This is a genomic window from cf. Phormidesmis sp. LEGE 11477, from assembly GCF_015207105.1.
Lineage (GTDB): Bacteria > Cyanobacteriota > Cyanobacteriia > Phormidesmidales > Phormidesmidaceae > Phormidesmis.
Genome location: NZ_JADEXO010000173.1, coordinates 1 through 9,432, shown reverse-complemented (window position 1 = coordinate 9,432; position 9,432 = coordinate 1). Strand labels below are relative to the sequence as shown.

Genomic DNA, 9,432 nt, shown 5'->3' with positions numbered 1-9,432 from the left:
AGTTTGGCCAAGAAGAAGAGACATACAACATCGTTGCAGCGCACGGCTACTTCGGTCGTCTGATCTTCCAATACGCATCGTTCAACAACAGCCGTTCGCTCCACTTCTTGTTGGGTGCATGGCCTGTCGTCGGCATCTGGTTTACTGCTCTTGGTATCTCTACCATGGCGTTCAACCTGAACGGGTTCAACTTCAACCAGTCGATCATCGACTCACAGGGTCGTGTGATTGGTTCTTGGGCAGATGTCTTGAACCGTGCGAACCTAGGTATGGAAGTAATGCACGAGCGCAATGCTCACAACTTCCCGCTCGACCTAGCTGCTGGTGAAGCTGCTCCTGTAGCGCTCACAGCTCCTGCCATCAATGCGTAATAGTCATCTTTAGGTCACTAGTTGACTATTCCTTGATACAGATTAAATTCTGAATGAAAAGCCCTCCGTACATTGTGCGGAGGGCTTTTTGCTGTTTGAAGGGGAGTAACCAAAGCCTGAGCAGAGCAGAAGGCTAATATCTCATCATAGAAGCCTTGATAGATATACATCGAGGCGAGCTTATGTATTGATGAAGCGATTGAAGATACCAATCATGGACTGCTTGACCTTCTGTCGCCTCTGCCAACGCTCGAAGTCTTTTTGGTAGCGGTAACCAGATGATTGATAGGCGCGTAACCCATGCAGCGCTAGTCCTATTCCCCAAGAAAGGATGAAGAAGGCAGCAAATCCAATACCACCTGATATTGAGATGTTGAGCAACGAGAGAAAGCCATTGACAACACCATAGCGAATGAGGTGATGTTGAAAGTTTTGACGACGCTGCTGATTGAATATTGACTGTTGGGCTGATTCGCTTTTTAGAGCCAGCCATTCCTTTTCAGCTGACCATAGCGTTTCTGAAGCGATATTTAGCTCGGCGGCAATTTCGGAAAGCTGTAGGCGAGTGAGTTCGCCAGATTCAGTTTCTTTGGCGATCGCAATCTGCAGAATTTGCTGAGCTTCCTCGCTAGCGTAAAAATCGGCCATGGTGGGAATGGGGGCAGCTATCGTTTTCTTAGTTATAGACAACTTTGCGCTAGTTGCGTAGTAGGGAAAACCAGATTCTAGTTGGGAAAACTGGTGAAACCATCAAGTTTCATCGTTTTAGGAAAGTATCGACATGACTCAGCTTGTTCCAGTTCAGTTAGAAGACGGTAGCGAAATTTACATAGAGGCTGAGACGGGCACTGAGCTTTCGCTAGCATCTAAAGATACAAAGGTCGAGGATTCAGAGTCAGAAGAAATGATTCGGGGCAATAAAAAAGGGCTGCCAGAGTTCGTCTCGCGCGGCTTTAATAATTTGCCGGGAGCGCCTATGGAAAATGAGCCAAAGACGGCGGCTGCGATCGCAGCTCAGAGCTTCAAGGCAATCGAAGGGACGATTCGAACCTATACCAGTCAAACGCTGAATTCTTTCAAGAATATGGGCAACAGCGATATCCACAAAGTCACCTTAGAGTTTGGGATTCAAGTAGGTGGTGAAGCAGGGGTACCGTATGTCACCAAAGGAACTGCCGGCAGTAATTTGAGTATCAAGGTAGAGTGCGTGTTTGACTCAGAAAAGTAGGCTCATAAGTGGGCTATAGCATTCGCCAGTCTGCTCCACACATTCTGCAGTGTTAGATAGCCGCCTTGCTGTAAAGACGCAAAGTGGTCAGCCACCTTTGTTATGAGGTCTTTGCTACAAAGGCTTTATTGCTTAAAGGCTTTGCTATAAGGACGCAAAGTGGTCAGCTAACGTATGTAGGCGTAGTCTTTTCTGTGAGTACGTATCTGACACTATTGTTGCTCAGAGCTTGCGTCTTTGTTCGACTCTAAAGCCTACAACTATTGTTTGAGCTTATATTGTTTGAACTTACAGCTTGCGCTCTACTTACAGCTTGCGCTCTATAGTCTCAGTCAAGCGCTGCATGGCGATGTCTAGCTGTTCGGTAGGCGTGGGTATCGGTTCTGCCGCTACTTCTTCAGCGCGTTTGAAACGGGCAAAAGTACGAACGATCAAGAAAAGGACAAAGCCTACGATGACAAAGTTAATCACTGCGGCTAGAAAAAGGCCGTATTTAATACCGCCTGTGGACAATAGCGCAATGTCATCCACGCCTGCAGCGTTTAGTACGGGTTGCAAAAGAACCGGCGTAATGATGTCTTGTACCAAAGAGGTCACAATAGCATTGAAGGCCGCGCCGAGAACAACTGCGATCGCGAGGTCGACGACATTGCCACGTAGCAAGAATTCTTTAAAGTCGTTTGCAAAACTACTTACAGAATTTGTTGCCCTTGCTCTAGTTTGTCGATTAGCCATACACGAATCCTTCAGTCTAAATTAACCGCGAGCACTTGTAGTCGTTCTCTCCAACCTAAATTACGTTGGCGCTGACAGCTTATCGATATTTTCCACAGATTTTAAGCATATCTACAACAAATCTAAGAAGACGCGACTCATAGCTATGTCTATGCTAACTATGTGCTGTGAATGAGAGATCTTATGACTACTGTTGTCGTCGCTACTGGGAATCCGGGAAAGCTGGCCGAGCTGAAAGACTATCTAGAAGAGCTGGACTGGACACTAGCTCTAAAGCCTAAAGAAATTGAAGTCGAGGAGACCGGGACAACGTTCCTCGAAAATGCCAGACTCAAGGCGTCAGAAGTGGCGATCGCTACTAATAGCTGGGCGATCGCAGATGATTCAGGGCTATCTGTTGTGGCATTAGGCGGCGCACCGGGTGTGTATTCCTCTCGCTATGGAGATAGTGATGCCAGTCGAATCAACCGAGTACTCAGAGAGCTAGGCGACGAAACCGATAGAAGGGCTGAGTTTGTCTGTGCGATCGCACTCTCTAAACCCGATGGCACCATTGTTATAGAAACAGAAGGCTGCTGCCCAGGCTCTATCTTGACAGCGGGGCAAGGCGCGGGAGGATTCGGATACGACCCCATCTTCTTCGTCACATCTCGGGGGAAAACATTCGCGCAGATGAGCAATACAGAAAAGGAACGATTCAGCCATCGTGGTATTGCGTTCGATCAGCTCATGCCAGCATTAAGACAGCTAAAGTTTGAAGAGTACGAAAGCGCTTAAGCATCCTGTACCTGGCATCAGTCAAGACTAAGTGCAGGCTGGATATAAGCGTTTCTCTGATGCTCATTATCTGATGCGGGTTAGAGGAGTGCGAGTCACTTAGTCAACGTGATAGTTTGAACAGCCAAAAAATCTTCGTAAAAAGAAAACCAACCTCACTTAAGAGATTGGCCTTTTGGTCGGACCTTTTCAAATCGTGCTGCCGGAACCTATAGAGCTAGGACTTTAGCACCCTGAATAGGGCCAACTAAAATCAGCAGGTCAGAACCAGCAGCTCAAGTTTAGTGACCGAGATTCTAATGAATGAAATTCCAGGAACTTGGATCTAGCTGACTTAGGACTGGGTCACTGATATCTTGCTACGCAGCGTTGTTTTTGTTCAACAGGTCTTGAACCTGCCCTAAAGCGGCGCGAAAGATATTAAAGCCAGCCCAGCCTGCGGCGATGAGCAAGGGTGACAGTACAAGCGCGATACGGATATCCATTTTGCCCTCTCCAGAAAAATTGCTTAAAAGGTTGTAATAATCTTCTCATATAATTTAGCACTTCCTTCAGTATCGCGATGATAAAAACTCAGCAAAGACCGGTTGCCATTGTCACTGGTGCCTCTAGCGGCATTGGGCAGGCGATCGCACAGCATCTATCAAACGCAGGCTATGACCTGGCTTTGTGCGCCCGCCGCCGCGACCGTCTGACCGCCATGGTCAAAGACCTAGAAGCTAATGACAGCGCCGTATTAGCCCAGACGGTCGATCTCAGAGACGAAGCACAGATACTCAATTTCTTTGCCGCCGTTGATGAGCGATTTGGGCGGTTAGATGTCTTGATTAATAATGCTGGATTAGGTCACAAAGAACCTTTGATGACAGGCAGTACTGATGCCTGGAGAGAAACGCTAGAAGTCAATGTGCTAGCGCTGTGTATCTGTACTCGCGAGGCGGTGCAGCGAATGACACCCGCAAACTCAGGGCATATTGTGCATATTAGTTCTATGTCTGGGCACCGGGTACCGGCGATCGCCGGAATCTACTCTGCCACCAAGTTTGCCGTGCGATCTTTAGGCGAAACACTCAGACGCGAGCTGCGAGCCGCACAGAGCAATATTCGCATTTCCTCGGTGAGCCCTGGCATTGTAGAAACCGAATTTGCCGAGAAGTATCACCAAAGCGCTGAAAAAGCACAGGAGACCTACAGTCAGTTTCCTGTGCTACAAGCAGACGATATTGCGAAGTCGGTGATCTATCTCCTTCAGCAGCCTCAACACGTTGAGGTAAACGATATTCTAATTCGACCTACCCAACAGTCTTCATAAGAGATCTGCCTGGGCTATTCGATCACTTCTATTTCATCTTCGTGGAGATGAGCCTTGAATGGACGCTTGGCACCTTCGACTTCAAAAGAGGCAACGATTTTATAGTTCGCGCTAATAGGCCGGCCTTCCCAATCAGTCAAGATAGCCGAGATCACCCCTTCCATACCTTCTACATTGTGAGGCTGGTTGCGGAACTTAGGATGATTGAACAGCGTTAGAGGAGCTTTAACGCGGACGCGATCGCCAACTTTCATAAATCAGGAGAATATAAAACGAGTCAGTTTCCTTATTCTCTCACAACAGGGTTCCTGGCCCGCTGGCGCTGCTGCTGCATCGGGCCTCTGGCAATGACAATACCCAAATTTCACAGGTGTGGACTCACAGGCGTGAACGCACAGGTACGGACTGCCCTATTCGTCAGGATCGACGCTAGGGATGACTTCATCAGGAATAGTATCTTGCGGTGGCAGCGGCTCGAAGGTGCGCCACAGCAGCCAGCCCACTATGCCGACTACACCCAAGATAATCAGTGCTAATAAGCCAGTGACCCAGCCGCGCGTCTTGGTCGCCGATGAGTCACCTTTAGGGGCGATCGCCATCTGCTCATCTGAGGTCAGTGGCGTATCATCTTCATCGTCTTCGCCGTATAGCAACGCCCGTGTAGCAGGCGTCATACCCGCAGGTGGAATCGGCTGGTTGGGATGAATAGATTGACTAGGACCTGACTGGCCAGCATTTGAATCGGAGACTATAGTTAGGCGATCGCCTGCCGAGCCTGCATGTTGTCCCGCATCGACGGTGTCAGGATCTACTTGAGCGCCCATCTGGGCGCCTATTGGACCAGTAGAACCAACCTCTGCGTCAGTATCTTCATTAGTCACCATCACATTCATCAGTACCACAGCCACGTTGTCGTGCCCATTGCGCTGATTGGCTAACTCTATCCATGAATCAACTGCTGCATCTAGCGGCACGATTTGCTGCATGCTCAGGCCAACGTAGTTTGACCAAGACATCTCTACCTGATTGTTATCGCTCAGGCCATCGGAGCAGAGCAATAGTACGCCGCTCGATTCAAACAAAAATCGCTGAGTATGAGGCTTTAGCTGTTCGTATTCGCGCATGCCAACCGCTTGACTAAGCGCCTGGGCATCAGGCCGCTGCAGCGCTTCTGTATGAAAGCTGCTGCCCGCACTGACTTCTCGGCCTGCAATGTCATCGTCTACCGTCAGCTGCTGGCAGTAGTCGGCGGTCATCCAGTAGGCGCGGCTATCACCGAGATGAGTCAGGTATAGCTCGTTGACTTCGGCGGTGCCGTCTGCGGTTTCAATCTTTTGTGGCAGCACGAGCGCCATTACCAGCGTAGTGCCCATCCGTTGGCGATCGGCGCGGCCCTGCTGATTGTTTTGATCCACGATCAGATTATTAGCGACTCTGATCGCCGCATTGATCTGATCGATAATGAGCTGCGGGGAAAGCGGCTGAGCCTGATTCATCGCTTCTGTTAGCAAGCTGCGAAGCTGAAGCTGGAGTGATCGCATCACCTGCTGGCTAGCGACTTCTCCGCCCTCATGTCCGCCCACGCCATCGCAGACGATCGCCAGCCGGGGGAGCAGAGGCAAATCGGCGGTGCTAGTTCGCTGTAATTCAGTGCGGCTAGGATAGCAGGCATCTTCGTTGTGCCGCATAGTGGGTCCGGTGCTAGTTGCACCTGCCACCTGAAACTCCATGGTTTTACCCACCGACTCTTTCAGTAGCTGAACGTTAATCTGCGCCTTGATATCAGCAAAGTCGGCCTTGGGCGATCGCAGCGCTTTACAAACCGATTGCAGCAACGCTTTTACAGAGGGCTTAGCTTCAGGCAGGTAGGTGCTTTCCCACGCAGCGGCGAGATCTGCATAGGTAGGCTCAGCCGGATTAGTCGATAGGCCGATGAGCCGAACGCGCCAAGCTTCAACGCGGATGTTTGTCTTTTTGAGCAAGCTAGCAGCCGCACCAAACTCACTGAGCGGCTCCCACAGGCTGATCATCTGCCAGAGCCAGTAGACCTGACGAAAGGCACTTGCTGTCGACCAGGCTTTCGCGATCGCCGGCATTAGCTGTCCTTGACGGCTCACTGGCACATTGCTCAATAGCAATACCGCTTCTCCAGATGCCTGATGGCAGATACCGTAGATACCTGGCAGGTTCAGCTGATATGGATAGGCTTTTAGATAGGGCAACACAAAGCTAGGAACTGGATCAGGTACCTTAGGCGGCTGCTGGGGCCGAGTATCTAGCCAGATTGAAGGGGCAACGACTTGATAGCGACCGTCAACGATATCCCCAATGGGAACTTTGTTAGTGCCATGGCCCAAAGCCCAGACATACTGTCTGAACTGGGACTTGTTTACTTCGCCATTCGTAGATGCTGAGGTTCTTGGTCGGGCTGTTTGGATCACGCTTTCAGAGGGGATTGCCGTTAAGTTAGGTATATGGTAAGGGAAAAGGGATTTAGTGCAAATAAATTTGATGGGATTGCCCCCAAAGCCTACCCAGTTATGCTCAATTAATAGAGTGTCCTCCTAGTTGAACACTCGTACTAGACGCTTAGGCTAGGCTGTAGAAAGCTACCGTAACGCAGGTGCCCTACGCACAGCTCGATGCCAGCTTTATGCATAATTCGATGCTGATGCGGGGCACATGAAGCATATGAATCCCCCATTGACCTGGTTAATTATTGGCATCGGTTTTTGCTTAATGGAGGCGTTGATTCCGTCGGCCTTTCTAGAATCGGCGCTAGGGGTCAGTGCGTTTGGCGTAGCGCTACTGTCTCTGTTTGTTCCTGGCGTGAACTATCAGATAGTGCTGTGGATGCTGCTGTCTGCGCTAATCTTTTGGGCTCTTAAAAGATTCGTACCGAATCGTACAGCGCCAGCACTGCGGCGAGCGACAGAAGCTAGAACGACAACTGCCATTCAGCCGGGGAAGATAGGCCGGGTCATTTACGAAGGCAATTCTTGGCAGGCCCGCTGCGAAGACAGGCAGGTGTCTATTGAACCAGATCAGGAAGTTTTTGTTTTAGAGCGAAAAGGAAACACGCTGATTGTGATGCCGCTGAGCGTGTTTCAGTAAGCGCTTTCAGCGTGCAGCTAAATCCAAATATCATTAGCAGCGGTAAGTTCACTCTCGGCATCGCCTGTATTCACTAGGTCTTGGGGCTCTATCAGCAGCGCCTGACATTCTTCATGCGCCCGCGTGCAATGCTCCACCCCTTTTTGAATTACAAATAGCTCACCAGCTGAAACCGCGACCGTTCGATCTCGAAACTCAATCTCCATTGAGTCATTAATTACCAGAAACACTTCATCAGTTTCTATCACAAAGGTAGTCCTGCCTCTTCAAGTGATTTTTTCATCACAGACACAACAGCTTTAGCTTGTCGATAAGCTTCCTGCGCCTGTCCGATTGATGGCTTACTAGTCGTGTTGTAGTATCTGCCGTTGACAGCCCAGTCAGACAGCATATTTAGGTCGTTTTGCTGCACCAAATATGCCCAGTCTGCTGGTAATAGGTTGCTGAGCCTTGTGAGGTTGTGATCTAGGGGAAACTTTATTTCGAGAAAAATAAGGCTGGCTTTGATAGCTTTCTCGGCTGCAAGCTGCGAGTGAAAACAAGCTTGACCAGTTAGTTTTCCTTGTTTTTCCATAACAGTTTTAACAGTGAGAAGCTCATCGCGCGCTTGCTCCAGCCATTCCCGCGCATCCGACATAGGGCTCTTCTCGTTCATAGATCAATATGCCTTCTTCTAACGCAGGTTTGTACACTCTGCCTATTGATTTGCCATACTTTTCGATGTCTTGCTCTGTCGCAACAACAACATCTACAGACATCAAAAAGTCTGATAGCAAGCGCCTAATAGCGACAGCTCGTTCGTGTTTGTCTTCTATGGCCTTGAAGATAATTAGCAGGTCAATATCGCTGTTGACAGTGGCCGTGCCGGTAGCTTGAGACCCAAACAAGACAATCTTCTCTGGGCTAAATTCCTTTGATATTCGTTCGGAAGCAATTCTAATCCAGTAGGCAGGATTAGCGTTTTCCCAGGTTTGAGGTCTATCGGGTGATAAGAACGGCTCCGTATCTGCGACCTGTTTGACTAGAGCGATCTGTACAGAATCTCCTGGTTCAAAAGGAAGATCATCTAGCAGCAGCGTTCCGTCTGCCGCTACTTTTGCCTCAAATAGGTACCGTTCCATTTCGTTTATTCAAAGGTCAACTGTTATTCATTTTATTAGATTTGGCGATTAACGGATGTGGTGAAGGCGGTGGTCGCGAATTTGAATGACGGGGTAGTTGAGCGATCGCACCATCAGTTCATTGTGAGTCGTAACGACCACTGTAATGCCAATATCGTTAAGCCTACGCAGGATATTAAAGACCTGACGAGCATTGTCCTCATCGAGGTTGCCTGTCGGTTCATCCGCTAGTAATAGCGGCGGCGTGCCGACGACGGCGCGGGCGATACTGGCCCTTTGTTGCTCGCCGCCAGAAAGCTGTGAGGGAAAGCGATCTTCTTTGCCTTGGAGCCCAACCATTTTGATTGTTAGCGGCAGACGGCGGTCGATTTCTTTTCGAGAGTAGCCCTGCGCGTGCAGTACAAAGGCGACATTTTCAGCAACAGTGCGGCGAGGAATTAGTTTGTAGTCTTGAAAGATAATGCCGAGGCGACGGCGAAGCATCGCTAGTTGATCGCCCTTGAGCAGACTAATCTCTTGACCGTTGATATGGACTTCGCCAGCAGTAGGACGCTCTTGACCATAGAGCAGCTTTAGCAGCGTGGATTTGCCAGCTCCCGACGGCCCGGTAATAAATAAGAAGCTGCCTTTTTTTAGCTTTAGGTTGATATCGATTAGGGCAGGCGCACCATTTTTATAGGTTTTGGAAACCTGGCGCAGCGCGATGATGGGCGGTGGTGAGGGTGGCGCTGGTGTGGGCGGCGCTGCTGCGGGGGGTGCTTGAGGGGTCTGACG

The 9,432-nt window shown here is 49.6% G+C and carries 13 protein-coding genes and 1 pseudogene; 5 read left to right on the top strand and 9 right to left on the bottom strand.

Features of this window, described 5'->3' with window-relative positions:
- A pseudogene (locus IQ256_RS27290) lies at window positions 1–371 on the top strand (photosystem II q(b) protein); the annotation flags it as partial.
- 180 nt (window positions 372–551) lie between these two features.
- On the opposite strand, the gene IQ256_RS27285 reads toward IQ256_RS27290, so the two are convergent.
- The gene (locus tag IQ256_RS27285; protein ID WP_193858847.1) at window positions 552–1,019 is read right to left on the bottom strand and encodes a 2TM domain-containing protein; all 468 of its coding nucleotides are present in this window, start codon (window positions 1,017–1,019) and stop codon (window positions 552–554) included.
- 133 nt (window positions 1,020–1,152) lie between these two features.
- On the opposite strand from IQ256_RS27285, the gene IQ256_RS27280 reads away from it, so the two are divergent.
- A complete protein-coding gene (locus tag IQ256_RS27280; protein WP_193858846.1) occupies window positions 1,153–1,599 on the top strand; it encodes a CU044_2847 family protein in 447 nt (148 codons plus the stop codon).
- 306 nt (window positions 1,600–1,905) lie between these two features.
- Here IQ256_RS27280 and mscL read toward each other — a convergent pair whose 3' ends face one another.
- Window positions 1,906–2,334 (bottom strand): large conductance mechanosensitive channel protein MscL, encoded by a 429-nt coding sequence (gene mscL / locus IQ256_RS27275; RefSeq protein WP_193858845.1) that lies wholly within the window; start codon window positions 2,332–2,334, stop codon window positions 1,906–1,908.
- A 183-nt stretch (window positions 2,335–2,517) separates the two neighbouring features.
- Between mscL and rdgB the strand changes: the two genes are divergently transcribed.
- On the top strand, window positions 2,518–3,111 hold the full coding sequence (rdgB, locus tag IQ256_RS27270; protein ID WP_193858844.1) for an RdgB/HAM1 family non-canonical purine NTP pyrophosphatase: 594 nt from the start codon (window positions 2,518–2,520) through the stop codon (window positions 3,109–3,111).
- Window positions 3,112–3,470: 359 nt separating this feature from the next.
- On the opposite strand, the gene IQ256_RS27265 is transcribed toward rdgB, so the two are convergent.
- Window positions 3,471–3,596, bottom strand: a complete 126-nt coding sequence (locus IQ256_RS27265; RefSeq protein WP_193858843.1) for a photosystem II protein Y — start codon at window positions 3,594–3,596, stop codon at window positions 3,471–3,473.
- A 77-nt stretch (window positions 3,597–3,673) separates the two neighbouring features.
- Between IQ256_RS27265 and IQ256_RS27260 the strand changes: the two genes are divergently transcribed.
- A complete protein-coding gene (locus tag IQ256_RS27260) occupies window positions 3,674–4,423 on the top strand; it encodes an SDR family NAD(P)-dependent oxidoreductase (RefSeq protein ID WP_193858842.1) in 750 nt (249 codons plus the stop codon).
- A gap of 14 nt (window positions 4,424–4,437) precedes the next feature.
- Here the strand turns inward: IQ256_RS27260 and IQ256_RS27255 are convergent, their stop codons facing one another.
- Both IQ256_RS27255 and IQ256_RS30590 read right to left on the bottom strand, forming a co-directional pair.
- Entirely contained in the window at window positions 4,438–4,677 is a 240-nt protein-coding gene (locus IQ256_RS27255) for a ferredoxin-thioredoxin reductase variable chain (protein ID WP_193858841.1), read from the bottom strand.
- A 156-nt stretch (window positions 4,678–4,833) separates the two neighbouring features.
- Window positions 4,834–6,864 carry a protein phosphatase 2C domain-containing protein gene (locus tag IQ256_RS30590; RefSeq protein WP_193858840.1) on the bottom strand — a complete coding sequence of 677 codons (2,031 nt, stop codon included), beginning with the start codon at window positions 6,862–6,864 and terminating at the stop codon, window positions 4,834–4,836.
- Between the two features lie 250 nt (window positions 6,865–7,114).
- Here IQ256_RS30590 and IQ256_RS27245 point away from each other — a divergent pair, with 250 nt between their 5' ends.
- Window positions 7,115–7,537, top strand: a complete 423-nt coding sequence (locus IQ256_RS27245; protein WP_193858839.1) for an NfeD family protein — start codon at window positions 7,115–7,117, stop codon at window positions 7,535–7,537.
- A 17-nt stretch (window positions 7,538–7,554) separates the two neighbouring features.
- Here IQ256_RS27245 and IQ256_RS27240 read toward each other — a convergent pair whose 3' ends face one another.
- The 4 genes from IQ256_RS27240 to ftsE form a co-directional block, all read right to left on the bottom strand.
- The gene (locus tag IQ256_RS27240) at window positions 7,555–7,785 is read right to left on the bottom strand and encodes a hypothetical protein (RefSeq protein WP_193858838.1); all 231 of its coding nucleotides are present in this window, start codon (window positions 7,783–7,785) and stop codon (window positions 7,555–7,557) included.
- On the bottom strand, window positions 7,782–8,174 hold the full coding sequence (locus IQ256_RS27235; protein ID WP_193858837.1) for a HEPN domain-containing protein: 393 nt from the start codon (window positions 8,172–8,174) through the stop codon (window positions 7,782–7,784). The genes IQ256_RS27240 and IQ256_RS27235 overlap by 4 nt, the downstream gene beginning before the upstream one ends.
- The gene (locus IQ256_RS27230) at window positions 8,134–8,658 is read right to left on the bottom strand and encodes a nucleotidyltransferase domain-containing protein (RefSeq protein WP_193858836.1); all 525 of its coding nucleotides are present in this window, start codon (window positions 8,656–8,658) and stop codon (window positions 8,134–8,136) included. The genes IQ256_RS27235 and IQ256_RS27230 overlap by 41 nt, the downstream gene beginning before the upstream one ends.
- Before the next feature lie 48 nt (window positions 8,659–8,706).
- A partial coding sequence (ftsE, locus tag IQ256_RS27225) for a cell division ATP-binding protein FtsE (RefSeq protein ID WP_193858835.1) occupies window positions 8,707–9,432 on the bottom strand: 726 nt, incomplete at its 5' end.

Coding starts and splice junctions, on each gene's coding strand:
- IQ256_RS27265 (WP_193858843.1), bottom strand. CDS start 3,596: ATGGATATCCGTATCGCGCTTGTACTGTCACCCTTGCTCATCGCCGCA.
- mscL (WP_193858845.1), bottom strand. CDS start 2,334: ATGGCTAATCGACAAACTAGAGCAAGGGCAACAAATTCTGTAAGTAGT.
- IQ256_RS27280 (WP_193858846.1), top strand. CDS start 1,153: ATGACTCAGCTTGTTCCAGTTCAGTTAGAAGACGGTAGCGAAATTTAC.
- IQ256_RS27285 (WP_193858847.1), bottom strand. CDS start 1,019: ATGGCCGATTTTTACGCTAGCGAGGAAGCTCAGCAAATTCTGCAGATT.
- IQ256_RS27230 (WP_193858836.1), bottom strand. CDS start 8,658: ATGGAACGGTACCTATTTGAGGCAAAAGTAGCGGCAGACGGAACGCTG.
- IQ256_RS27245 (WP_193858839.1), top strand. CDS start 7,115: ATGAATCCCCCATTGACCTGGTTAATTATTGGCATCGGTTTTTGCTTA.
- IQ256_RS27235 (WP_193858837.1), bottom strand. CDS start 8,174: ATGTCGGATGCGCGGGAATGGCTGGAGCAAGCGCGCGATGAGCTTCTC.
- rdgB (WP_193858844.1), top strand. CDS start 2,518: ATGACTACTGTTGTCGTCGCTACTGGGAATCCGGGAAAGCTGGCCGAG.
- IQ256_RS27260 (WP_193858842.1), top strand. CDS start 3,674: ATGATAAAAACTCAGCAAAGACCGGTTGCCATTGTCACTGGTGCCTCT.
- IQ256_RS27255 (WP_193858841.1), bottom strand. CDS start 4,677: ATGAAAGTTGGCGATCGCGTCCGCGTTAAAGCTCCTCTAACGCTGTTC.